Annotated in this window: 26 protein-coding genes; 14 read left to right on the top strand and 12 right to left on the bottom strand. The window is 62.3% G+C overall.

Translation table 11 applies throughout. The annotated features are described in order from the left end of the window. Positions 1 to 37: 37 nt before the first annotated feature. Positions 38 to 1,093 carry a phytanoyl-CoA dioxygenase family protein gene (locus ABJO61_RS08955; protein ID WP_348324178.1) on the top strand — a complete coding sequence of 352 codons (1,056 nt, stop codon included), beginning with the start codon at positions 38 to 40 and terminating at the stop codon, positions 1,091 to 1,093. Here the strand turns inward: ABJO61_RS08955 and ABJO61_RS08960 are convergent. The 3 genes from ABJO61_RS08960 to ABJO61_RS08970 form a co-directional block, all read right to left on the bottom strand. Beyond that, a complete protein-coding gene (locus ABJO61_RS08960) occupies positions 1,047 to 1,706 on the bottom strand; it encodes a hypothetical protein (RefSeq protein WP_348324176.1) in 660 nt (219 codons plus the stop codon). The two genes, ABJO61_RS08955 and ABJO61_RS08960, sit on opposite strands and share 47 nt — an antisense overlap. Beyond that, positions 1,693 to 2,367 (bottom strand): hypothetical protein, encoded by a 675-nt coding sequence (locus ABJO61_RS08965; RefSeq protein WP_348324174.1) that lies wholly within the window; start codon positions 2,365 to 2,367, stop codon positions 1,693 to 1,695. Before ABJO61_RS08965 ends, ABJO61_RS08960 begins: the two co-directional genes overlap by 14 nt. Positions 2,368 to 2,648: 281 nt before the next feature. Continuing rightward, positions 2,649 to 3,869 carry an acetyl-CoA C-acyltransferase gene (locus ABJO61_RS08970; protein ID WP_348324172.1) on the bottom strand — a complete coding sequence of 407 codons (1,221 nt, stop codon included), beginning with the start codon at positions 3,867 to 3,869 and terminating at the stop codon, positions 2,649 to 2,651. A gap of 378 nt (positions 3,870 to 4,247) precedes the next feature. On the opposite strand from ABJO61_RS08970, the gene ABJO61_RS08975 reads away from it, so the two are divergent. The 5 genes from ABJO61_RS08975 to ABJO61_RS08995 all read left to right on the top strand — a co-directional run bounded on the left by ABJO61_RS08975 (position 4,248) and on the right by ABJO61_RS08995 (position 8,376). After that, on the top strand, positions 4,248 to 4,736 hold the full coding sequence (locus ABJO61_RS08975) for a hypothetical protein (RefSeq protein WP_348324171.1): 489 nt from the start codon (positions 4,248 to 4,250) through the stop codon (positions 4,734 to 4,736). A gap of 242 nt (positions 4,737 to 4,978) precedes the next feature. Beyond that, entirely contained in the window at positions 4,979 to 5,377 is a 399-nt protein-coding gene (locus ABJO61_RS08980; RefSeq protein WP_348324169.1) for a PaaI family thioesterase, read from the top strand. After that, on the top strand, positions 5,374 to 5,808 hold the full coding sequence (locus tag ABJO61_RS08985; protein WP_348324167.1) for a PaaI family thioesterase: 435 nt from the start codon (positions 5,374 to 5,376) through the stop codon (positions 5,806 to 5,808). Before ABJO61_RS08980 ends, ABJO61_RS08985 begins: the two co-directional genes overlap by 4 nt. A gap of 132 nt (positions 5,809 to 5,940) precedes the next feature. Continuing rightward, positions 5,941 to 6,792 carry a MaoC/PaaZ C-terminal domain-containing protein gene (locus ABJO61_RS08990; RefSeq protein WP_348324165.1) on the top strand — a complete coding sequence of 284 codons (852 nt, stop codon included), beginning with the start codon at positions 5,941 to 5,943 and terminating at the stop codon, positions 6,790 to 6,792. Between the two features lie 228 nt (positions 6,793 to 7,020). Beyond that, positions 7,021 to 8,376 (top strand): methyltransferase domain-containing protein, encoded by a 1,356-nt coding sequence (locus ABJO61_RS08995; RefSeq protein WP_348330933.1) that lies wholly within the window; start codon positions 7,021 to 7,023, stop codon positions 8,374 to 8,376. A gap of 799 nt (positions 8,377 to 9,175) precedes the next feature. Here ABJO61_RS08995 and ABJO61_RS09000 read toward each other — a convergent pair. Further along, complete coding sequence (locus ABJO61_RS09000; RefSeq protein ID WP_348324161.1) at positions 9,176 to 9,472, bottom strand: hypothetical protein; 297 nt, start codon at positions 9,470 to 9,472, stop codon at positions 9,176 to 9,178. Between the two features lie 219 nt (positions 9,473 to 9,691). On the opposite strand from ABJO61_RS09000, the gene ABJO61_RS09005 reads away from it, so the two are divergent. From ABJO61_RS09005 to ABJO61_RS09020, 4 genes are all read left to right on the top strand, one after another. Further along, positions 9,692 to 10,099 (top strand): hypothetical protein, encoded by a 408-nt coding sequence (locus tag ABJO61_RS09005; RefSeq protein WP_348324159.1) that lies wholly within the window; start codon positions 9,692 to 9,694, stop codon positions 10,097 to 10,099. A gap of 83 nt (positions 10,100 to 10,182) precedes the next feature. Further along, a complete protein-coding gene (locus ABJO61_RS09010; protein WP_348324157.1) occupies positions 10,183 to 11,055 on the top strand; it encodes a hypothetical protein in 873 nt (290 codons plus the stop codon). A gap of 88 nt (positions 11,056 to 11,143) precedes the next feature. Next, a complete protein-coding gene (locus ABJO61_RS09015) occupies positions 11,144 to 12,250 on the top strand; it encodes a glutathione S-transferase family protein (RefSeq protein ID WP_348324155.1) in 1,107 nt (368 codons plus the stop codon). 126 nt (positions 12,251 to 12,376) lie between these two features. Beyond that, positions 12,377 to 12,658, top strand: coding sequence for an encapsulin-associated ferritin-like protein (locus ABJO61_RS09020; protein ID WP_348324153.1), 282 nt, complete (start codon positions 12,377 to 12,379; stop codon positions 12,656 to 12,658). Between the two features lie 20 nt (positions 12,659 to 12,678). Here ABJO61_RS09020 and ABJO61_RS09025 read toward each other — a convergent pair whose 3' ends face one another. From ABJO61_RS09025 to ABJO61_RS09035, 3 genes are all read right to left on the bottom strand, one after another. Next, positions 12,679 to 13,467, bottom strand: a complete 789-nt coding sequence (locus ABJO61_RS09025; RefSeq protein WP_348324151.1) for an SDR family oxidoreductase — start codon at positions 13,465 to 13,467, stop codon at positions 12,679 to 12,681. A 77-nt stretch (positions 13,468 to 13,544) separates the two neighbouring features. Continuing rightward, positions 13,545 to 13,856: a DUF190 domain-containing protein gene (locus tag ABJO61_RS09030; protein WP_348324149.1), complete on the bottom strand. Its 312-nt coding sequence runs from the start codon at positions 13,854 to 13,856 to the stop codon at positions 13,545 to 13,547. A 9-nt stretch (positions 13,857 to 13,865) separates the two neighbouring features. Continuing rightward, a complete protein-coding gene (locus ABJO61_RS09035; protein WP_348324147.1) occupies positions 13,866 to 14,852 on the bottom strand; it encodes a sodium-dependent bicarbonate transport family permease in 987 nt (328 codons plus the stop codon). 135 nt (positions 14,853 to 14,987) lie between these two features. Here ABJO61_RS09035 and ABJO61_RS09040 point away from each other — a divergent pair, with 135 nt between their 5' ends. The 3 genes from ABJO61_RS09040 to ABJO61_RS09050 all read left to right on the top strand — a co-directional run bounded on the left by ABJO61_RS09040 (position 14,988) and on the right by ABJO61_RS09050 (position 17,912). After that, positions 14,988 to 15,812, top strand: a complete 825-nt coding sequence (locus tag ABJO61_RS09040; protein ID WP_348324145.1) for an enoyl-CoA hydratase-related protein — start codon at positions 14,988 to 14,990, stop codon at positions 15,810 to 15,812. A gap of 4 nt (positions 15,813 to 15,816) precedes the next feature. After that, the gene (locus ABJO61_RS09045) at positions 15,817 to 16,986 is read left to right on the top strand and encodes an alpha/beta hydrolase (RefSeq protein WP_348324144.1); all 1,170 of its coding nucleotides are present in this window, start codon (positions 15,817 to 15,819) and stop codon (positions 16,984 to 16,986) included. Between the two features lie 65 nt (positions 16,987 to 17,051). Further along, positions 17,052 to 17,912: an alpha/beta hydrolase gene (locus tag ABJO61_RS09050; protein ID WP_348324142.1), complete on the top strand. Its 861-nt coding sequence runs from the start codon at positions 17,052 to 17,054 to the stop codon at positions 17,910 to 17,912. 18 nt (positions 17,913 to 17,930) lie between these two features. Here the strand turns inward: ABJO61_RS09050 and ABJO61_RS09055 are convergent, their stop codons facing one another. The 3 genes from ABJO61_RS09055 to ABJO61_RS09065 form a co-directional block, all read right to left on the bottom strand. After that, the gene (locus ABJO61_RS09055; protein ID WP_348324140.1) at positions 17,931 to 18,851 is read right to left on the bottom strand and encodes an acyl-ACP thioesterase; all 921 of its coding nucleotides are present in this window, start codon (positions 18,849 to 18,851) and stop codon (positions 17,931 to 17,933) included. Between the two features lie 36 nt (positions 18,852 to 18,887). After that, complete coding sequence (locus tag ABJO61_RS09060) at positions 18,888 to 19,781, bottom strand: thioesterase family protein (RefSeq protein ID WP_348331466.1); 894 nt, start codon at positions 19,779 to 19,781, stop codon at positions 18,888 to 18,890. Between the two features lie 65 nt (positions 19,782 to 19,846). After that, positions 19,847 to 20,455, bottom strand: a complete 609-nt coding sequence (locus ABJO61_RS09065; RefSeq protein WP_348324136.1) for a helix-turn-helix domain-containing protein — start codon at positions 20,453 to 20,455, stop codon at positions 19,847 to 19,849. Positions 20,456 to 20,585: 130 nt separating this feature from the next. Here ABJO61_RS09065 and ABJO61_RS09070 point away from each other — a divergent pair, with 130 nt between their 5' ends. Then, positions 20,586 to 20,798, top strand: coding sequence for a hypothetical protein (locus tag ABJO61_RS09070; RefSeq protein ID WP_348324134.1), 213 nt, complete (start codon positions 20,586 to 20,588; stop codon positions 20,796 to 20,798). On the opposite strand, the gene ABJO61_RS09075 is transcribed toward ABJO61_RS09070, so the two are convergent. Continuing rightward, positions 20,795 to 21,760, bottom strand: coding sequence for an alpha/beta hydrolase (locus ABJO61_RS09075; RefSeq protein ID WP_348324132.1), 966 nt, complete (start codon positions 21,758 to 21,760; stop codon positions 20,795 to 20,797). The two genes, ABJO61_RS09070 and ABJO61_RS09075, sit on opposite strands and share 4 nt — an antisense overlap. Positions 21,761 to 21,830: 70 nt before the next feature. Then, the gene (locus tag ABJO61_RS09080; RefSeq protein ID WP_348324130.1) at positions 21,831 to 22,865 is read right to left on the bottom strand and encodes a hypothetical protein; all 1,035 of its coding nucleotides are present in this window, start codon (positions 22,863 to 22,865) and stop codon (positions 21,831 to 21,833) included. Positions 22,866 to 22,895 lie beyond the last annotated feature (30 nt).

Raw genomic sequence — 22,895 nt, forward strand, 5'->3', positions numbered from 1 at the left:
AGAGTAACGGAAGGCAGCAGCACAGGGGGAGAACGCGATGGGGAGGCTGAACATTTCCACCGGATGGCTCACCGGCAAGTTGGGTCGCGCCGCTGTCCGTCTTCTGCAAAGAAAAGATAACTCTGTGCTGAGTGTAGCCCGCCTGCAGGCGTTTGAACGCCTGCTTCCAACTCTTCCGGTGGAAAAAGAACTTCTGAGGCTTCGGCATCTTTCCTTCCATGAGCGGAGCGCGGGCCTCACCGCCTGCGCTCGCAGTCCTCTTGCCCCGTCTGAAGCAACCTCAAAGCCGAGCGGACAACTCCGCACTACGAAAGTAGAAGATCTGAGCCTCGACCGCATTGCCCAGGACATCAACTCGCAAGGATGCGTGTGGGTAAAGGGTCTTTTGCCAGCACAATGTGCCGAATATTTGCGAAAAGCGATTGATCGCACTCTTGCTGACAAGCAAACGTATGACAAATCAAACACCCCCACACAATGGTACGCGCCGTTTTCCGACCTGCCAGACAAAGAGCAAAAGAAAGAACTCAATAAACAGCGCATAGCCATGGGGAACTACCCGACATCGATATTTGCTGCGGATTCTCCGAAGAACTTTTCCACTTGGATCGAGATCATACGGCGAACCGGCCTGACCGAATTAATTACGCAGTATATCGGTGAGCGGCCTGCGCTCTCCCTCAGCAAGACAGTTCTACGAAGGCAACCTCCCATGGAAAGATGTGGAGGCTGGCATCAAGATGGCGCCTTTCTTGGCGCGAATGTCAAAACTTTGAACGTCTGGCTGGCTCTTACAGATTGTGGAGAGAATGCCCCGGGCCTCGACATATTGCCGCGGCGTATCGGCTTGATGCCAACAGGCACCGATGGCGCCCACTTCAAGTGGTCCATCAGCGATGACCTCGTGCAGCAAACCTATCCCGGGGAGATTGTAAGGCCAAAATTCGAAGTGGGGGACGCCCTCATTTTCGATCAATTCTTTCTTCATCGCACAGCATCATCTGCCGAAATGACGAAGGACCGTTATGCGATCGAGAGCTGGTTCTTCAGCCCGGAGGCTTTTCCCGAGCGCTATTCCGGTTTTCTTGTTTGACGGTGCGCGCTGGCATACCCACCGCCGTCGCATTGGCACCGACATTCGCGAGCACCACTGCATTGGCGCCTATCTTGCAGTTCTGTCCGAGTGTAACAGGGCCCAGAACCTTGGCCCCGAGTCCAATCATAGCTCCGCTCTCAATTGTCGGCCCCTGATAGTTTCCCTCCAAGAGACCAATTGCCGCAAATGGCCGCACAACCACTTTCGAGTGAATGACGGTTAAACCGTCGATAACGACCTGACCATGTGGCAACAGCACGCCCGGGTGGATGATGACAGGATCGCCGATGCAAACCTGCGCGATCATCATGGACAACTTGTCCAGCAAGCGTGGAAGAACCGGAACACGTCTGCGCCTGAGAGAGGTTCGCAGGCGATATAAAAGGAGAGCGAAAAAGGCATCCGTCTCCCAGCAAAGAAACATCATCAGACGGATGTTCCGTATCGAAAACTCTCTGTCGCCAACGGGTATGCCCCTGTATGCGGCCTCAATCCGCATATCGGCGAGGACAGCCTCCCTGAACCCCGGCATTTCAGCTATTCGCAACCCGAGCTGCGCCAGTTGCTCTCTCCGATTCTGCTTGTACCGCGTCCACTCAGTCGATGTCATTCTGCTGTTCCAGATTTTCGCTTTGCTTGCCTTTTTCGAGCGGCCGGGCCGGAATCCCGACCACCGTGGTGTTTGCCGGTACGTTCTTCACGACAACGGCGTTGGCCCCAACACTGCAATTCCTGCCCAATGTGACAGGCCCGATCACGCGAGCTCCAGTGCCGATTGATGCGCCGCGTTCTATCGTCGGGCCTTGATAGTTTCCTTCTCTCAGTCCGATTGTGACGAACGGTCTTATTCGGACCTTGGACTGGATAATAGTGGCACCATCGATAACGACCTGACCATGGGGCAGGCGCAAACCAGGGTAGATGATGACCGGGTCGCCAATGCAGACCTGCGCAACCATCATTGAGAGCTTGTCCATAAGCCGCGGCAAAAAGGGTATTCGCCGTCGCATCATCGATACCCGGAGCCGGTAGAGAACCAGGGCAAGAAAAGCATCCGTTTCCCAGCAATAAACAATCGTCTTCCAGATCACACTCGCCGTGAAAGTTTCATTGTCGATCCGCTCATCCCAGGAGGAAGCGAGTACGCGAAGATCGGCAAGAACTGCCTTCCTGAAGCCCGGCATTTCAGCCAAACGCTCCCTGAGCATTGCACGACGAATGCGCTTCTTCAGTTTGGGATCAAGGCTTTTCTTCGTGTTGTCCGACAGCATTCTGCCTCACATCCCAACAAAACCCGTGCCTGCGACATCGGAATACGCCCCGTTTCGCTCATATCAGAGGCCCTCAGGAACAAGACGATCCGCCAGTCTCGCCCATATTCCAACCACAAAGCAAAAGGCCCGCGGGGAAACCCGCGGGCCTTCATGTTTGTCAGACGTTGAAGTCGCTTACGCGAATTCGAAGAGGCCCGCGGCGCCCGCTGAAATCGCGCCAGCGATTTCAGCTTTCTCCATATCTGAATGGGCGCCTTTGCTGGCTCTTCGTAATTCGCTTACGCGAATTCGAAGAGGCCCGCGGCGCCCATGCCACCACCGATGCACATGGTGACGACGCCGTATTTCACGTTCTGGCCAGCCTGCTTGCGGCGGCGGCCTTCGAGCAGAATGTGGCCGGTGCAGCGCGCGCCGGTCATGCCGAAGGGATGGCCGATGGCGATGGAGCCGCCATTGACGTTGTACTTCTCCGGGTCAATCTCGAGACGGTCGCGGCTGTAAAGGCACTGGCTCGCGAAGGCTTCGTTCAGCTCCCAAAGGTCGATGTCGTCGACCTTGAGGCCATGGCGCTCAAGCAGGCGCGGCACGGCGAAGACGGGACCGATACCCATTTCGTCGGGCTCGCAACCGGCAACCGCGAAGCCGCGGAAGACGCCGAGAATGTCGGAACCGGCCTTTTCGGCTTCCTTGCGCTCCATGAGCACGACGGCGGCGGCACCGTCCGAAAGCTGCGAGGCGTTGCCGGCGGTGACGTATCTGCCTTCCTTGACCTTCTGGCCGTTCTTGAAGACCGGCTTCAGCCCCTGAAGCGACTCGAGCGTCGTTTCCGGGCGATTGCATTCGTCCTTCTCGACCGTGTAGTCGACCAGCGATTCCTCGCCCGTCTCCTTGTTCACGACCTTCATCTTGGTCTTCATCGGGACGATTTCATCGTTGAAAATGCCGTTCTGCTGCGCAGCGGCGATGCGCTGCTGGCTGCGAAGCGCATATTCGTCCTGGTATTCGCGGGAGACGCCATAGCGCTCGGCCACGATTTCGGCGGTCTCGATCATCGCCATCCAGAGCTCGGGCTTTTCCTGCATGAGCTTTTCTTCGGTGAGGCGATTGAGGTTCTGACCGCCCATCTGCACCAGCGAGATCGACTCGACGCCCGCACCGATGGCGCAAGGGACACCTTCATTGACGATACGGCCGGCGGCCATGGCGACCGTCTGCAGACCCGAGGAGCAGAAACGGTTGACCGTCGTGCCCGACGTCGTGACGGGGCAGCCCGCCCAGATTGCCGCGAGGCGGCCGACATTCATGCCGGTCGCACCTTCCGGTGCGCCGCAGCCCATGAGGACGTCTTCGACCTGGGCGGGGTCGATCTTCGCGCGCTCGATGGCGTGCTTGATCGCGTGGCCGGCCATGGCCGCGCCGTGGGTGTTGTTGAAGCCGCCGCGGCCGGACTTGGCAAGGCCGGTGCGGGCGGTCGACACGATGACTGCTTCTCTGGACATGGACGGTCTCCCGAAGGGGTTAGCTGGCTTTATGAATAGGCCGGTTGGGTGTTGTGGCCGGTCCGGCGTTCGCCGCCTTTTGGCATGTTTCCGGCCAAGTTGAGGCGCACCATAAACGGCTGGCGACACCCTTCAAAGCGGAATCTCGGTCAAATTCCGTAGGGTTGAGGTAGCTGCTTTGTTGAGTTTTGAACAGCATGCCGATCAGAACGCGCGCTAATAGCGGATTTTGCGGGTGCCTCAATCTTGCCTTGAAAATTCCCCGTAACCGCCCCGGGTGAACCCGATGAGGGTCACATTCGTTGTCCATATTGAGAGTGTTGAAGGCGGGCTGCCTTGAGGTGCCTGCCGGGTCCATGAAGATGGAAGGGCAAGAAAATGAAACCGCTGACAGTCGTTGCCGCCCTCGGCCTGAGTACTGCGATCGCAACCGCGATGGTGGCGAACACAGCCTCGGCATCCGACCCGCTTCCCATGCCGCGTCCCGATATGACGGCGGCGGCGAGCGAGACCGGTATCGAAGAGCGCATGATCACCGTCAGCGCCATCGACCCTGCCGCGCCGCGCACACCGGGCTATGGCGTTAACGATAGCGAGCGTGTGGTTTACCCGATCTATTTTGCGGAAGGCTGGACCAGCACGAATGACGAGGCGGAAGTGGCGCTGCGCGCCGCCGCCGAAGAGATCACCTATCGCGGCCTCCAGGACATTACGGTCGCGCCCTCCGACGCGGCGATGATGTCCTCCGACATCTCGGCGCAGCGAGAAGCCGAAAAGCGCGTTCAGACGGTCGCCGACACGCTCGAAAAATATGGTGTGCCGGAACGCTGGATTGCCGTGGAACCCTATGCCCTGCCGGGCGTTTAACTCTCCGACAATACCTCTTCGCGGCGGCCTCCCCTCCCCCTCATAGCCGCCGCGTCGCACGAAAGGCCCGGTGCCGTCTCACCCTCATCCCCCACCGGGGGACGGCATCGGGTTCTTTACCTCCTCGCAGACTGAACTGACGGCCCGCTGCTCCCCCGGCGGGCCGTTTTCTTGTGTCCGGGGTCGCGAGAGTCTAGATAGGGCTCCATCTTCAGTTCCTTCTTCCCCCGGATGGTTGCCTCATGAGTTCAAGACAGGTCGATACGAGCGGCTTCGGCGCCTATGCCGGGCCGGTGCTCCGCAATGAAGCGGGCAGCTTCATCTTCGAGATCTCCGACCATCACCTGAACGGCGATGACAGGCTGCATGGCGGCATGATGATGACGCTCGCATCGGTGGTGCTCGGCGCAGTCGCGAAAGAGACAGCCGCCGGAAAATCGGAAGGCGCGACGGTGCGGCCCCTCTCGCTCAATTGCGACTTCGTGAGCGCGGGCGAGAAAGGCGATACAGTGGAGGGAAGCGCAGAGGTGACGCGCGCAACGCGCACCGTGCTTTTCATTTCCGGTGAACTGCGCGTGGGACCACGCATACTGATGACGGCGACGGGCGTCTACGCAATCAAGGGAACGGACGAGAAGTGAGAACGCCGATCCCCTCTCCGGTGACGGTCGAGCCGCCGCAGGGCTGGACGCTGTCGCTGCTGCACGATCCTTTCGAAGCCCATGTGGGACCGCTCTTCGAACGCGAGGAGGAGGGCGAACGCATCTTCGGCTTCTTCGCGGATGAGCGGCATCTCGACGACCAGGGCGCGGTGCATGAAGGCATGCTGATGACCTTCGCCGACGCCTTTCTCGGCAGTGCGGCGCATCGAGGCGCGGGCGGCAAAGGTTGCGTGACACTCAGCCTGCAGGCGAGCTTTCTGGCCGAAGCGAAGGCAGGCGACTTCATTGAATGCCGCACACACATCGACCGCACGACGCGCGCGATCATTTTCGTTTCCGCAAGGTTCAGCGTGGGCGATGAAGACGTGATGACGGCGACAAGCCTCTGGAAGGTGCTCGGCGAGCGCTGACCCTGACTTCCATTCACCGGCCATTCGCCGGAAATGACCGCTTGCACCGGCATAATGATCGCTTGCGCGAGGCTGGCGGAACCGCTTTTCTATGGCCCAAGAAACGGATCTGCATCCAAAGGGAGGCCGGACATGGCAATCAATTACGACAAGCTGATGAGCCTGAAAGCGGAAGGTCAGGAGTTCAGCTATGGCGACCGCGAGACGATGCTTTATGCGCTTGGCATCGGCTTCGGGCGCGACCCGCTGGACGAAAAGGAACTGCCTTTCGTCTATGAAAAAAATCTGAAGACCGTACCGACACTTGCGACCGTCGTCGCATGGGGCGCGGGCGCCATCGGCGACAGCGGCATCAACTACGCGATGGTGGTGCATGGCGAGCAGAAGCTGAAGCTCTACAAACCGCTTCCGATTGCCGCCAAGCTCAGCGCCGACAGCCGCATTCTCGGCGCGTGGGACAAGGGCGAAGGCAAGGGCGCGATCATCGTCACCGAAACCGACCTCAGCGAGAAGGGCGGCGACAAGCTCTGCACACTGACCTCCACGATTTTCGCGCGTGGCGATGGCGGCTTCGGGGGCCCACGCGAAGGCGCACCGCAACCGCACCAGCTTCCCGATCGCGAACCCGACATGAGTGTGGACGCGGAAACGAAGCCCGACCAGGCCCTGCTTTACCGTCTTTCGGGCGACCGCAACCCGCTGCACTCGGACCCGGAATTTGCGAAGGCCGTCGGTTTTCCCAAGCCGATCCTGCATGGTCTGTGTACGTATGGAACATGCTGCCGCGCGATCATCTCGGGCGCACTCGATTACGATCCGACGCAGATCACGGGCTTCGACGTGCGCTTCTCGGCCCCTGTTTTTCCGGGCGACACGGTGACCGTCGACATCTGGAAGGACAAGGGCGTGATCTCCTTCCGGGCCCGCGTGAAGGAGCGCGATGCCGTCGTCATCAACAATGGCAAGTGCGAACTGAAAAGCTGAGGCCGGGGATAAAGCGGCCCTTTTCGGCCTGACTGTCATCGAAACGTCACGATAACGTCACATATCGTTTCCGGGCTCTTTTTCGGGACGCTTTCCGGGGATATCCCGAAGCGCCCGGAAGCGGCGCGACCCGCCACTCCTGTTCGCGGATGAACAGGGGGCGGGGATAAAATCCGAGGCCGGGCGGGGATAACTCCGTCCGGCCTCTTTTCATGGACGGGAAAAAAGATGTCCCCGGTTTCGGACGATACTGAAAACGAGCCGGACCGCCCGGCGGATATCCCCGCTTCGCTGACGGTCAATCCTCCGTTTACGGAAGAAGCAAGACCCGGCGAAACGGGCGACCCGGAAGACCCGCTCTCGGCAATGGAGAGGCTGATCGCGGCAGGCGAGCGGACGGGTGCGCTTGCCCATGCGCGCGAAACCGCATCGGCGCGGGAGGCGGAGTGGTGGTCGGCGGGGCTCGTCGCCTCGCTCGCCCATTGCGTGATCGACCTTGGCGAGCCCGGCGAGGCCGCCACTCTCATCGAGGCGCTGCTGGAGGAGGGACGCGCGAGCGCAAGGGCGCTGACGGTACTCGCACGTGCACGCAGCCTCGAAGGACGGCACGCGGAGGCGCTCGAAGCCCTCAACGAGGCAAGCCATCTCGACGGGCGTTCGGCAGAGGTGCTGCTGGCGCTGGGCGCGGCGCGCATGGCGGCGGGAGATACGGCGCGCGCGATCGCCGAACTCGAACGGGTGTTGCGAATTTCGACAGGCGAGAACGCGCAGCAGGCGGACGAACGCGCGGAGGCGCATTTCCGGCTCGGCGAGGCATGGGCCTCGCTCGACGAACCGGAACGCGCGGCACGGCATTTCCGCTCGTCGCAGGGAGAGGATGCGAGCGACCGGCGCGGCGCGGGCATCCGGCTTGCCGAACTCGAAGCGCAACCCGCACCGACAAAGGCGAGTGCTGCCTATGTACGCGCGCTTTTTGACGGATATGCGCCGCGCTATGACGGGCACATGGTGGAGACGCTTGCCTATCGCGGGCCCGCCCTGCTGCGCGAGGCCGCGGACCGCGCGGGCGTTCCGGCGGGCGCGCCGCACGACGCCATCGACCTCGGCTGCGGCACCGGGCTTTCGGGCGCGGCCTTCAATGATATTTGCCGGACCATGCTCGGCGTCGACCTCTCCCCCCGCATGTGCGCGGCGGCGGAAGCGAGCGGCTTCTACAGCCGCGTCATCGCGGGCGAACTCGTCGCAACCCTCGATGCGGAGGCGGGCCCCTTCTCGCTCGCCATTGCCTGCGACACGGTGATCTATCTCGGCGACCTCGCGCCGCTCTTCACATCGCTTGCCGCGAAACTCGCCCAAGACGGATGGTTTGTCTTCTCGACCGAAAAGTCGGATGGCGTATCGGAAGAAGCGGCCTTGCGCGGCTTCGAGGTCGGACCTACGCGACGCTTCCGGCATACGGAGAGCTATCTGCGCTGGCTTGGCAGCCGCTTCGGTTTCGCACTGGTGTCGCTCGACACGGGCATGTTGCGAACGGAAAAGCGCGCGCCGGTGGAGAGTTTTGTCTGTGTGATGCGGAAGATGTGACGGCGGGTAAGACAGCCTGACTTACCTTTATTCTTATTATATCCGTGTACGAATCATGTTAGCGAGTTGAGTCCCTATTCCAGAAGGATGAGGACTATGGCTCACTACTTCGTAAACAACGAACCTCAGAATAACGGCGACCACGAGGTGCATGTTTCGACGTGTCACAAGTTGCCATCAAACCGCACCGCTCTCGGCGATCACGCTTCCTGCTCGACCGCCGTGGCCGCCGCGAAAAGCATCTATCCAACTGCAGATGGGTGCGCGATCTGCTCGTCAGCCTGCCACACACGCTGATCACCTTTGAGACGTGGATTGGGTCCGGTGATCCCGGCCTCCTCCGGGACAGGCAAGTGCCGGGATGACAGTTGAGGGTTTGGCCGGCGCAATGCGGTCCGGCTTACCCCTCCCCAAACGAACTTTCCCGGAAGGGGCCCTTTGCTCTCGTGTCTGCCGCCCCTGGATTGCTTCGTCGCTTTCGGCCCTTCGCTCCGCTCCGGGCGTTCGATGCTCGAAAAGGTCCACCGGACCTTTTCGTTCGCTGACGCGAACCGTCTCTCACTCTCGCAATGACGAGGCCAGGATGACGCTTCTGACTGGAGCGAGCTTGAGGAAGCGCGACGGAGCCCCCGCCCCGAAATTCGCGAAACGAATTTCGACCCTCCCCGAGGGGAGGGTGGATAGCAAACTCATGTCAGCAGCAAAAGAAAGGCCCGCATTCCGAAGAATGCGGGCCATAACGATGGCAAGCTCTGGGGGGGGTGAGCCTGCCGCCGGTACTTTCGTATAGTGCTATCCCTCAGAACATCGGCAGGGCGGAAACGGCGGAGAGCGCCAGAAGGCTCAGGCCGGTTGCGATATAGGCCAGCATGTCTTCGCTTGCGCGGCGCGAACGCTGAGGCCGGTCATTCTGCAGGGAGGTATCCGCGCGGCGCGAACGGCAGCGCGCCAGAATTGTCTCTACTTCGAGTTCATGGGCCGGAGCAGGCGCCGGGCGTCCATAGACGCGGCGGCCAAATGCGCCAGCAGGCGTCTTTCCGGGTTCAGCGATAAAGCCGCGTTCAAGCCGGTTATATCCAGAAGCGGTGGCGTTCATGCTGCTTACTCCAACTTGCCCCTGAAGGGCCGCCCCTTCGCAATAACGAGCATCGGGGGCCGTGGTTCCATGCAAGGGAGCTTGGTCCGGGCGTCACGCTCACTCAACGAGCTTTATGTTCGGATTTGTCGAAGACTGTGTGCGTCAGCGCTTTCACAGGGACAAAAAGGCCCGTATTCTGCGGCTTGATCAATCTTCCGCTCACCGACGAGGATGAGGATGATACGAACTGCCGCCGCGCTTTTTGCCCTTTCTGCTTTTTTCTTCGCGACGCCCGGCTTCGCACCGGAACCCGCCCATGCCGCCTGCACCGCAGAGGGGCTCATCAATACCTGCCTCGACGATGAAGGCATCAAGGCTGAGGATATGGGCGGCGGCGAAGAAGAAGCTTATGAGCGGCTCGACGGAGGCAGTTATGGCGGACGGCCCGACGACGCCGCAACCGGCAAGACCATCACCGTGGGCGGCACAACGGTGACGCTCAGCCAGTCGAAAGACGAGGACCAGCCCTGGCAGCCCTTCAACCGCCAATTTGCCGATGGCGAGAAAGCGGGGCCGGTGGAGGACCGCCCCCGCGAGAGCGGTAATCCGATGCAGTTCAAATGCTACGCGGATGGCTGCTACTGAAGGCGCCGCGAGAGCGGACAGGCGAACAAGCCGTGTTAAGGTTTCGCAAAAGCACTGACAGGCAGAAAAGCGTTACCCTCTCCATGCTCCACCCAGGTCCGACCGCACTCGCCCTGATGGCCTTCTTTCTGGCCGCGGCTTGCCCGCTGCCCGCCGTGGCGCAGGTCTGGGAGCCGGGCGACCCGCCGAGAGAGCGCTATGGCCTTCCCGCAGAGATGCAGGAGGTGCCGGATGTGCCGCCGGACACGGAAACGACAAAAGCCGGGCCACCGAAGACGGAACCAGCGCAGAGCGCACCGCTCACACCGGCCCCCGCGGCGCCCGCTGCTCGCGCCGCACCTGTTCCTGTTTCCCCCGCCCGCGCGCGCGCCGAGTCTGCGCCCGCAACGCCTGCACCCGCTGCTGCACCTGAACCTGCCGGGACACCCCGGACGGCAAATGCGGACCCGGACGACTTCCTGTGCACACGCGCGCCGGCAGGCAAGGCAGTGGCAGTGCCCGCGCCCTTCGACCGGTGGCTGGTGCGCGTCTGCTCGCCCCGGGGCCAGGCGCTCATGCCCGCGCCCGGAGAGGCCTGGGTCGTACATAACTCAGCCGATCCCGTTTCCATTCTCGCCATGCCGCCCGGCGCCGTGCCGCCGCCCACCGCGGGTGCCTTCGATGCGCGCTACGACATCCGTTTCGTAAGCCTTGCAGGCGGCAAGACGGCGGGAGAGCGAGAGGACCGGGCCGCCGCGCTTTTGCAAAGCGCGACGGGACAAGGGACATTGCCCGCTCATGACGCGATCTGGCAGCTCGACGCCGTAAGCAATGTAGGAGAGACGCGCTACAATCTTTTCTTTTACATAGCGGGCGAACGGCCCGCGCGCATCATCGCCTGCCTCGACCAGTGCAGACAGGCGCTCTATCTCGACGTGCTGAAAGGCGAGGAAGCGAAAGAAGTTCTCGCCCGGTAGCCGCGCGCGATTAATTGACACATAAAATGCCGATATATAGAAGCGGTTTCTCCCCGGCGGGGGCCGACATCGCAAGGGACGAGGAAACATGACCAAGGGATATGAATTCTACGGCGCGGAGGTGAGCTATTTCTCCGGCAAGGTGCGCGCCTATATGCGCTACAAGCGCATTCCCTTCTCCGAAATCACGCCGACGCGCGACATCTATCGCAATGTCATCATGGCGCGGGTCGGGTGGCCGGTGATCCCCGTCATCGTGACGCCGGAAGACGAGACCTGGCAGGACTCGAGCGAGATCATCGACAATTTCGAGGCCCGGTTTCCGGAAGCCTCCATCTACCCCGAGGGGCCGCGCCAGAAATTCGCGGCGCTCATGATCGAGCTGTGGGCGGATGAATGGCTGAAAATTCCGGCGATGCATTACCGCTGGACGAAGAACCGCGATTTCGCGATCAACGAATTCGGGCGGCTGTCGCGGCCGGATCTCGACGAGGCGGGCCAGCGCACGACGGGGGAGGAAACGGCGAAGCCTTTTGCCGGGGCGCTGCAATTTCTCGGCGCTACGCCGGAGACGGGACCGGCCATCGAAAAGAGCTATGAGAGCTTGCTCGGCGAACTCGATGCGCATTTCGCGAAGCATGATTTCCTCTTCGGCACTCGGCCTTCCATCGGCGATTTCGGCCTCTACGGACCGCTCTACGCGCATCAATATCGCGACCCGGCCTCGGGCGAGATCATGAAGGCGCTCGCGCCCCATGTCGTGAAATGGGTGCAGCGCATGTCGAAGCCGCCGCATCCGAAGGGCGGCGAATTTCCGGCGCATGACGAGGTGCCGGACACGCTAACGCCCGTCCTTGCACGGATCATGCGCGAATATCTGCCGGTGCTGCTGAAGACGGCCGACGCGCTGAAAGCCCATGTGGACGCACACCCCGAGCTTATCGCGGGCAAGGAGCCGCTGCCGCGCGCGCTGGGCACACATGAGTTCACGCTGGAAGGCACAACGGGGAGCCGCGCGATCTTCCCCTTCGACCTGTGGATGCTGCAAAGGCCGCTCGATTTTCTTGCGGCGTTGCGCGAAGAACAGCGCGAGGCCGTGATTTCCATGCTAGAAAAAGCGGGCGGGGAGCCGCTTGCCGATTTTCCGCCTTACCCGCGCCTGACCCGGCGCCAGTTCCGTCTTGTTGTCGAATGAGCGATCTGCCGGATGAGCAATAGCGGTTTTTTCTCACGCCTTTTCGGCCGGCGGCCAGCCGCGACCCACGAACCCGAGGCGGCGCCCGGCGCGCCGCCCGAATTTCCAAAGCCCACAGGAGTCCCCATGTCCAGCGAAGGTCTGCACGAAGCCAATCTTTCACCGCAAGCGCTCAATCTGCATCGCGCCATTGTGTCGCTGATGGAAGAGCTCGAAGCCGTCGACTGGTACAACCAGCGCGCGGAAGCCTGCACCGATCCCGAACTGACGAAGATCCTCGAACATAATCGCGACGAGGAGATCGAACATGCGGTAATGGTGCTCGAATGGCTGCGGCGCAACAATCCGCGCTTCGACAAGGAAATGAAAGAGCGCCTGTTCAAGGACGGCTCTATCGGCAAGGACTGATTGCGGCAGGGCAGGCGCGGCTAACGCACCTGCCCGCCATCGACCACCAGCACTTCGCCGGTGATGAAGGAAGCGCGGGGGCTGGCGAGGAATGCCGCGGCATCCGCGATTTCCTCGACCGTGCCGAAGCGGCGCAGCGCGACCTCGCGCCTGATCCAGCGTTCCCAGGCTTCCGGGCGCTCCTTCGTGTTCTTGTCCCAGACGCCACCCTCGAAGAGAATGTTGCCGGGCGCGATGGCGTTGACGCGGAGCCCCTCCTTGCCGGTGAACTTCGCGAGCTGGCGCGTGACATGGTTGATGCCCGCCTTCGAGGCGGCATAGGTGAGCGAAGTGCCCATCGCATCGACGCCCGCAATCGATGAAATCAGGATGAGGCTTGCGTGTTCGCGGGCTTCGCGCGGCCGCTTCAGGATGCGGCGCGCGGCCTCGCGGGCGAGATAGACGGAGCCGAAGAGGTTCTGCTTCATGTCGGCGTCCCAATCCTCGTCGGAGACATCGAAGCCGAGCGGCGCGCGCGACAGGCCGACATTCGCGATGGCGCAATGAAGGGGCCCGAGCTTCTCCTCCGCCGCATCGAGCGCGGCGGCGATCTCGGCGGACGCCGTCATGTCGCCCGCGACGGTGAACAGGTTTTCCGCTTTCACGCCTTCGGCAATCAGCGCCTTGCGCGCCTCGTCGAGCGATGTCTCTCCGCGCGCGGCCATGCCGACCTTCGCACCCTCGGCGGCGAAGACACGCGCCATGCCGAAGCCGATGCCGCGGCTCGCACCCGCGATGAAGACATGTTTGCCGGCAAGTTCGAGATTCATGGGTCCCCTCCCCTCTTCGTGTTTCCGACGAGGGTAGCGGCGATGACGCAACATGCAAGCGACGCCGGGAGAGGGCGTCAGAAACGGTCGCCCCGGATCACCATGACGTCCGACACGGTGACGATGCCGATATGGCGGCGGACCAGTTCGAAAACGGGTTCGAGAACCTCGTCGATCCTTTCTTCCGCCACGACGATGGCAACCGAAACCATCGCTCCGGCCGCGGACGGAAGTCCCTCGCGGCTCCAGGCGCCGTGATGACCCTTGCCGCCAAGAACGGGCGAGACCGTGTAACCCGTCACGTCCAGCCGGTCGAGAAGATCGGTCAGGCGCTTCTGCGCGGGCGCTTCCAGCAGGATTTCGATGCGCTTCTTGCGATGCATTTCCATCGGGTCACCTCATCCGGCGATACGCTGGGCGAGCGCCGCATAGAGCGGGATGCCGAGCGAGAGATTGAAGGGAAAGGTCACGCCCAGCGAAAGCGTGAGGTAGATAGCGGGGTTCGCTTCCGGCAGCGCAAGACGCATGGCGGCAGGCACCGCGATGTAGGAAGCCGATGCGGCAAGAGTGATGAAAAGGGCCGTGCCCCCGACCGAGAGGCCGAGCAGGACAGCGACAGGGGCGGCGAAGGCGGCAGAGACGAGCGGAAAATAGATTCCGTAGGCGATGAGCGCGGGCGACAGCTCGCGCGCGCCCTGGCGAAGGCCGCGCCCGGCGACGAGCCCCATGTCGAGCAGAAAGAGACACAAGATGCCCTTGAACGGGTCGACGATGAAGGGCGAGATCATGTCCATGCCGCGCTCGCCCGTGATCCAGCCGATGAAGAAAGCGCCGACGAGAATGACAATGGAACCGTTGGTCGCGACTTCACGCAGCAGCGTGCCCATGCTTTCGCCCGCTTGTTCCTTCGGTGCGGCACGGCGCGCGAGAAGAAGCGCCGCGACGATGGCCGGCGTTTCCATGACGGCGGCAACGGCGATCAGATAACCCTCATAGGCGAGACCCAGACCGCGCACGATTTCGGTCGCGGCAACGAAAGTGACGATGGATATCGAGCCGTAATGCGCGGCCACGGCGGCGGCATCCACCGCGCCGAGGCGCGTCGTCATGCGGATAAAAAAATATCCCGCAAGCGGGATGAAGAAGGAGAGGAGAATACCGGCCCCGATGGTCAGGGCCATGGACGGGTCGAGGCCGGATTTCGAGACTTCGGCCCCGCCCTTGAAACCGATGGCCAGCATCAGATAGAGGGCGAGAAGTTTTGCCGCCGCTTCCGGCACCGAGAGATCGGAGCGGATAAGGGCGGCGGCGACACCGAGCGCGAAGAAAAGCACCATCGGCGAAGCGAGGTTTTGCACCGCCAGGTCAAGGATCGACAAAGTCACCTCCTTAAAAAAGGCAGCCGGGAGGCTGCCTGGTCGAGGAAACGCAACGTCAGGCTGGCCACGCGCGGCTTTCATTGCGGGGCCTATCCATGCTGCCTAGACTTGCCAGAAAACATATACGGGAGGAAGCCGGAAATGGATTACACACAAATCAAAATCGAGAAGCGCGGCAACATCCTGCTTATCACCTTGAACCGGCCGGACAGGCTGAATGCCTGGACGCCGAAGATGGCCGAGGAGCAGGCGGACGCGATTCAAAAAGCGAATGATGACCCGGATATCGGCGCCATCGTAATGACGGGCGAGGGTCGCGGCTTCTGCGCGGGGGCGGATATCGAGGGCACATTCAAGACGCGGCTCGACGGGAAAGATCCCGGCAACGACACGGCGGGCGGCTCGGGCGGAATGCCTGCGGGCGTCGACTGGATCGAGCTTGTGCGTTCGTCAAAGCCGATGATCGCGGCTGTGAACGGACCGGCGGTCGGGATCGGCGTCACCATGATCCTGCCTTTCGACGTGATCGTTGCGTCGGAAGAAGCGAAGTTCGGCATGGTGTTCGTGAAGATGGGGATCGTGCCGGAACTTGCCTCGTCGCATTTCCTCGTCAGCCGGATGGGCTGGGGCCATGCGAACGAGATGATGCTGTCGGGCCGGCTCTACCTGGCGGCGGAGGCGCGCGAGAAAGGGCTCTGCGAATATGTGGTGCCGGGCGACAAACTTCTCGACAAGGCCTTCAGCATTGCGGCGCAGATCGCGGAGAACCCGTCGCGCCAGTTGCGCATGACGAAGGAGCTGCTGACGCAGAATGCCTGCACGACCGACCTCGCCGCCGCACAGAAGCGCGAAACCGACGCGCTGAAAATCTGCTGGACGACGCCGGAGCATCACGAGGCGGTGGACGCCTTCCTCAACAAGCGCAAGCCCGACTTCAAGAAGGCCGCGCAACAGGCGGCGGAATAAACCCATGACCAGATACGAGGTCGAGCGGATTCCCTTTCATCTGCACTGGCAGGAAAGCTCCCCCTTCAAGGAGACCTATGCGGGCGCGCTCGACACGATCGTCGTCGAAGGACAATATCTGAAGCCGAAAGGATCGACATCGAAGACGATCCTGATCTTCATGCACCCGACGGGCACGATGAACCTGTTGCCGATGCCGAATGCGCTGGCGGCCGCGGGCATTCCCTGCCTCGCCTGCGGAAGCCGCTATCCGCATAATGACAGCGCGCTCATCATGGAGAAGGTGCTGCTCGATCTCGGTCATTATGTACGCTACGCCAAGGAGAAGCTCGGCTACGAGAAGGTGGTGATGGCGGGATGGTCCGGGGGCGGATCGCTTTCGATGTTCTATCAAAGCCAGGCCGAGAAACCGACGATCACCGCAACACCCTGGGGCGACCCTGTGGACGTGGCCGGAGCGGGCCTCATCCCGGCAGACGCGGTGTTGCAGCTTGCGGCGCATGTGAGCCGGGCAATCACGCTGACCGAATGGCTCGACCCTTCGATCAGGAACGAACTCGACCCGGACGAGCGGGACGTGGAACTCGATCTCTACAACCCGGAAAACCCGAACCAGCCGCCCTATACGGACGACTATATTGCACGCTTTCGCGCGGCGCAGATTGCGCGCTCCGGCCGGATCGACGCCTGGGCGCGCGGCACGCTGGAGCGGCTGAAGCGCGAGGGACGCCCGCATGAAGAGCGCGCCTTTGTAGTGCATGGAACGATGGCGGACCCGCGCTGGCTCGACCTTTCCATCGACCCGAACGACCGGAAGGGCCCGAACTGGTGCTTCATGGGCGATCCGAAGACCGTCAACATGATGCCGGCGGGACTTGCGCGCTACTCATCGCTCAGGGCCTGGCTCTCGCAATGGCCCTACGGAGAGAGCCGGGCAAACGGGCCGAAATGCGCGGGCGACATATCCGTGCCCGTTCTCGTGATCGAGAACAGCGCCGATGATGGCTGTACGCCCTCCCATGCCGCCCGCATCTATGCAGGCGTGCAACATGACGACAAGGAACTTCGTGTCGTAAAAGGCGCAACACATTATTATATTGGCCAGCCGGACAAGATGACGGAAGCTGTGGCCATCGTGGCCAAGTGGCTCAAGAAGAAAAAACTACTGGATTGAACTTCATGAATGTTGTTGTGCGTGAGACGCCGGCGCGGCGAAACCTGCCGCTGCCGGAGGGGGCCATGTCGTATCTCGAATGGGGCTATGACGATCCCGGCAAGACACCGCTCCATTTTGCTCATGCCAATGGTTTCAACGCCCTTACCTATCAGCGCATTCTCGGCGCGCTCGGTGACGAATTCCATGTGCGCGCCTGGGATGCGCGCGGGCACGGGGCAACGACGCTGCCCGCCGACCCCGCGAACCACCGCAACTGGTATGTCTATCGCGACGACCTGATCGCCATGGCCGAGGACTTCGTCAAGGCGACGGGACAAAAGATCATCCTCGCCGGACATTCAATGGGCGGCACGGCAAGCATCATGGCGGCGGCAGCGCGCCCCGACCTCGTGCGCGGGCTCGTGCTGGCCGATCCGGTGATGATCCCGTCGGGTGCGCGTTATATCATGATGCTCTCGCAACGGCTCGGCATAGGCGGCAACCCGCTTGCCGACGGTGCGGAGCGGCGGCGCGCTGTCTTCGCGGACCGCAAAACGATCGTGGATCGCTATGCAGGACGCGGGGCCTTCCGCACCTGGCCGCGCGAATTCGTGGAAGATTATGTGGAAGGCGGTACGCGCATTCGCGAGGACGGACAGGTGGAGCTTCTTTGCGCGCCCGCATGGGAGGCGGCGAATTTCCGCGCGCAGGGACACAACATCACGCAAGCCGTGCGCAACCTGCATGTGCCTTTCGCGCTGCTTTATGCCGAGCATGGATCGACCTGCCGGGCACGCTATCCAATGCTTCTGAAGCGGCGCGACCCGAAGGCGCAGGTAACGCAGATCCGCGGCGCCACACATTTCCTGCCGATGGAATTTCCGAAACTCGTCATCGACGAGGTGCGCGCATTTCGGGACCGGCTGGAGCGCGAGGGGCGTTAGTTTTTCGCCGTACGCCCTTCAGACGCCGAGTCCTTCGATCACCAGAGATTCAAGGTTCGTGCGCATTTCATCGGGAATGGGGATCGCCTTGCGCGTGGTGAGGTCGAGCGCGATGGCGACAGCTTCCGCCGTGGCGACGGCCTCGCCGCTCTCCACATCGAAAAGCCAATGGCACCAGGTATAGGTCTTGGGGCCGACCTGCTTGAGCCCGCTGCGAAGCGTGAGCACATCGCCCGCGCGCGGATGACGGCGATAGACGAAGCGATATTCAAGCGCGGCGCCGCCGACGCTCGGCGTCTTCGAGCGATCCGCGCCGCTCGTCTGGGCGAGCAGATTCGGGATGCCGTCCGAGACGATGCCCATGAAATGACGGATGAGGAGGAAGCCCTGCCCGTCGCATTGCGCGGTTTCAACCTCGCCCTGCCATGTGCGGACCATGCCCATGCCATCGGCATCCTTCAGCTTCGGCGCCGGGCGCGGCTCGTAGATTTCGAGACCGCGTGGGGAACCATGCGCGGGAAGTTCGACGACGAGCTTCTTCGCGGTCTCCTTCGCCTTTGCGGGCAGCGGCTTCACCTCGCGCGTTTCCTCGTCCAGCAGTTCGACCTCGGCGATGAAGCTTGCGGCGGGCTCGCCCGAAACGGTGCTGACCATTTCCTCGTAAACACGAAGGCCGAAGTCGCGCACCTCCAGCACACCCGCGCGAAGGAAGAAAGGCGCGCCGGGGCGCTGCTCACGCAGGAAGCGGACATGATGATCGCGCACGAAAAGACGCGCGCCCTCGTTGCGCGCGTAGCGGGGGCCGAGACCGAGGGCGAGCGAAAGCGCGGCGAGCCCCTGCCCCGCCTTTTCGACATAGAACTGCACATTCATATGGCCCATCTGGTCGCATTCCCAGGTCTGGACGCTGGAACGCGCAACTTCGATCATCTCACTCATTCTTCTTTTCCGTTTTTCAAGTGACGAATTCAAAACTCAAAGGCGGGCGCGGATCGGCGCCGGCAGGGGAACGGCCTTGCGGCTTGCCTTGTCGAAAAGAAGGGCCGCACCTTCCGCCGCGCAGGCAGGCTCGCCCGTGTCGCCGCTGAAGAGCCAGTGGCGATAGCGCACCGTCTTGCCCTCGCCGGGCAAAATGGCCGTGCGCACGAAGAGCGTTTCGCCCGCGCGCAGCTCGCGCAGATAAGTGAGGCGCATTTCGACCGTCGCCGTGGCGAGGCCGCGGGCGGCCTGTTCGTGACGGCCGAGACCGGCATGGGCCCACATGTGCCCCTGCGCATCGGAAAAGCGCGCCATGTAGAAGCGCGCATTCATATGGGCGTTGGTATCGCATTCCCATGTGTTCACGACGGAGCGGTTCGTCTCGACCATGCCGAGCTCATCGGCACGGGCAAGCGAGACATCGCGTTCCACCGCCTCGCGCGGAATCGAACGGGGTTCAGCCTCCGGCGGCAATGCGACCTGCATTTCCCCGGCCCGTGCGCGCACATGATCCGGCCAGTTCGTGAGGCGGCGCGTTTCGAGATCGAGGCAGCCGGTATCGACCACATAGGTCGCGGCAAGCCTGCCATCCAACGCCTCCGACATTTCCTGATAGATGCGCATGGTCCTGTCGCGCATTTCGACGATGCCGGAGCGGATCACCACAAGGTCGCTCGCGCGGAGTTCGCGGTGAAAACGGATGTGATGTTCAAGCGCGACATAGCCGAGGCCCGAGGCGTCCTGATCGAGCGCGCCGTGGCCCAGCGCGACGCGCAGATTATAGGAGCTGTCGGAACTCTTCGAGATGTAGTGCTGGATGTTCATGTGGCCCATCTCGTCGCATTCCTGCAACGAGACGTAACCGCGATAGGTGTCGAGGAAGCCGGTCATTTGTGTCTGGGAAAGTGTAATGGCGGGTGGCGAAGCATAGGGGCCGGAACGCCGGTTGTCATGGCTCACGGGAGAGAGGCCAGGCGATGCCCCAGGAGGCTTTCGGCGGTGAAGCCGAGCGGCGCGAGGCGGCCCGAGGCGTCGAGCACACGAAGGCCGATCAGGAAGGCAGCGAGACAGAGGATCTCGCGATGCGCGGCCACGCCTTCAAGCCCCGTCGCGGCGCGAAGCGGCCCGCCCAATGCTTCGAGGATGGCAATGACGCGGCCCGTGACCGCACGGTCGAGGCCGGGCGGCACGCCCTCCGCCGAGATGAGCCTTCCCGCGAGGCGGAGATGGGGCGCATTTCCGGCGGCCGCGTTCAGCGCCTCCTGCGCGGCGGCTTCGAGTGCGGCCTGCGGAGAGGCCGCGCGCTCGGCGGCTTCGCGCATCCGCCTTGCCAGATGGCCGAGCTCTTCCGCCGCGAGGGCAATGGCGAGTTCGTCAATGCCTGCGAAATAGGAATAGACGGCACCCGGCGCATAGCCGGCTTCGGCGGCGACCGCACGGATGGTAAGCGCCTCGGGGCCGTGCCGGTCGCAGACGCGGCGCGCGGCGGCGAGGATCGATTTCCGCTTATGGTCACGAAGATCGGACCGGCGCCTTTCGGCGGGCTTTTGTTCGGCTGCGTTCATCAAGTTCCCGGTCTCTGCCCTGCCCCTCACCGGCCTCACTGCGGAGAATTGTTGAATATATATCAATTATTTGAACATTGTTCAATTGATTGATAGAAACAGGGGACCACGCCGGAAAGAGGAGGAATCAGTGACCTTTAACAAAGGGGTGCGCCAGACCCACCGCTGGCTGTCGATCGTCTTTACGCTGACCGTCATCGCGAACTTCGCCACGATGGCGGCGGTAGGGGAGCCGCCCATGTGGGTGGTCTATTCGCCCCTGCCTCCGCTTTTCCTGATGCTTGCAACCGGGCTCTGGATGTTCTTCATCCCTTACGCCGCCAGGGGACGCAGCGGGGCCTAACCCGCCACGCTCTTCAGGAAATCGTCCATGCGCTTGTTGGCGGCGGCGGCAAGCGCGCCGGGGAAGGCAATGAAACCGTGCGCCCCGCCGGGGAAGACGGCGAGTTCCGCCTCGTTGCCCGCCGCGATCCAGCGCGCATGCATGAAGAGGCTGTCGTCCATCAGCGCATCGCGGGTGCCGATGGTGAAGAGGGCGGGCGGCATATCATGCAGGCGCGCATAGAGCGGTGAAATATCAGGGTCGCGCCGGTCGAGATGCGGCGGCAGGAAGGCGTCGCCGAACTTCTCGATATCGATGGTGCGCAGGATCAGCCGCTCGTTGCCAAAGTCGCGCTGGCTCGGCGTCATCGACATATCGAAGGCCCCGAAGACGAGGTTCGCGCCCTTGAAATCCGTGAAACCGTGGCGGTCGCGCATGCGCAGGATGGTGACGGCGGAGAGATGCCCGCCCGCGGACTCACCGCCGATGGTGAGGATGTCCGTGCCGAATTCCGTCTTCGCGTTTTTCGCGAGCCAGACCGCTGCCGCCTCGCAATCATCCGCGCCCGCGGGATAAGGATTTTCGGGCGCGAGGCGATATTCGACGCTGACACAGGCGAGCCCCGTATTGTCGGCAATGCGCTCCAGCATGGGATCCTGCTGATCGGCGCCGCCGAGCACCCAGCCGCCGCCATGAATATGGAGGTAGACGCCTTTCGGGCTTCCTTCCGGCGCAATGACCCGGAGCGTCACCTTGCCCACCTTGCCGTCGATCTCGATTTCCCTCGCGCGTGGCGACTTCGGCGCAAGGGGGAACGCCCCCTCGCCGCGCGCTCGCTCATCGCGGAAGGCTTGCACGCCCGTCTCCCACCATTCGGGCATGTCCTTCATGGCGCCGATGATCAGGTCGTTGATGCCTTTCGTTTCCTCGGAGATGGCATCGGCGGTGAAAAGCTTCGGATCGAACGGATTGCTGCCTGACATGTTTTTCAGAGTCCTTCGTAGCGGATTTGTTTTTCGTTGAATGAAGTAGAGCGGAAATCGGCGAGACCGTCTACGAGACGCGCCAGCCCCAATGATCCGCGCCTGCATCCATGCGGGAGGTCACTTCGAGTTTCAGGCGGCGGTTGTGGACGGCGAGCGCGCCTTCGAAAAGTGCGTTCCAGGCATCGAAGCAGGCGGGGGTCACGCCCTCCTTGCCGTTCATCATGCGCCAGGAGCGTGTCTTCACCTCATTGCCCGCAGCTTCCGCCGCATCGCCGCCCGCATCGAGCAGCGTTGCAAGATACGCGGCGAAGGATTGCGGGTCATTCGCCCTGGTGCCGATGAAGGCGGCGGTCGCGTCGTAGCATTGCATGCCGATGAGGCGGCCGGTTTCCTGCCCAAGAGTGCGCGCTTCCTCTTCACCGAAGAGCGAGACGGCGGCGGGCAGGATCGAGCGGATATATTGCACGGCGTAATTGCGCTTCGCCTTCACCATGCGCTCTTGCGACCATTCGACATGGGGAAGCTTCGCGGGATCGACATCCGGTCCTTCCTCGTCGAAGCGAAAACGGAGACGCTCATCCTCGGCGAGCGGGCGATCCTCCTCGATAAAGTAACCCTCAAGACAGGGATCGACGCGGGTCGTGATCGAGGTGCAGACGAAGCCGAGATTGGGATTGCCGAGCGAGACGCCGACCTGCGAATGGAAGCCGCGCATGAAGGCGATGCTGACATCGTTCGGCACGGCGCAGATGGCCGCGCCATCCCAGATCCAGCGCGGCGGCAGATAGCGCACCCATGCCTTCTTGTCATTCTCGGGAATGAACTCGCATTTCACGCCGCCGACATGGTTTGCGAGATAGATATATTGCGCACAGGCGACGGCGGGCGGGAGCTTGTCGAGGCCGAGGCTTTTCCAGCCGGCGAGAAACTTCTCCAGATGCTGGGCACGGAAGGTGCGGAAATTCAGTTCGGTTCCCGCTTCCGCGCCCTTGAAGACGATGGCGCGCAAGATGAGCCCGGTCAGAAAGCGCTGATGAAGTTCCGCGCTCGCGCGCCAGGCATTGAGTTCCCGTTCCGTCGCCTTTACCGATGCTTTGACCATCCACCCCTCCCCTGTTTGTGCTTTTGGGGA

The sequence above is a fragment of the Parvibaculum sp. genome (assembly GCF_039973015.1).
GTDB lineage: Bacteria > Pseudomonadota > Alphaproteobacteria > Parvibaculales > Parvibaculaceae > Parvibaculum.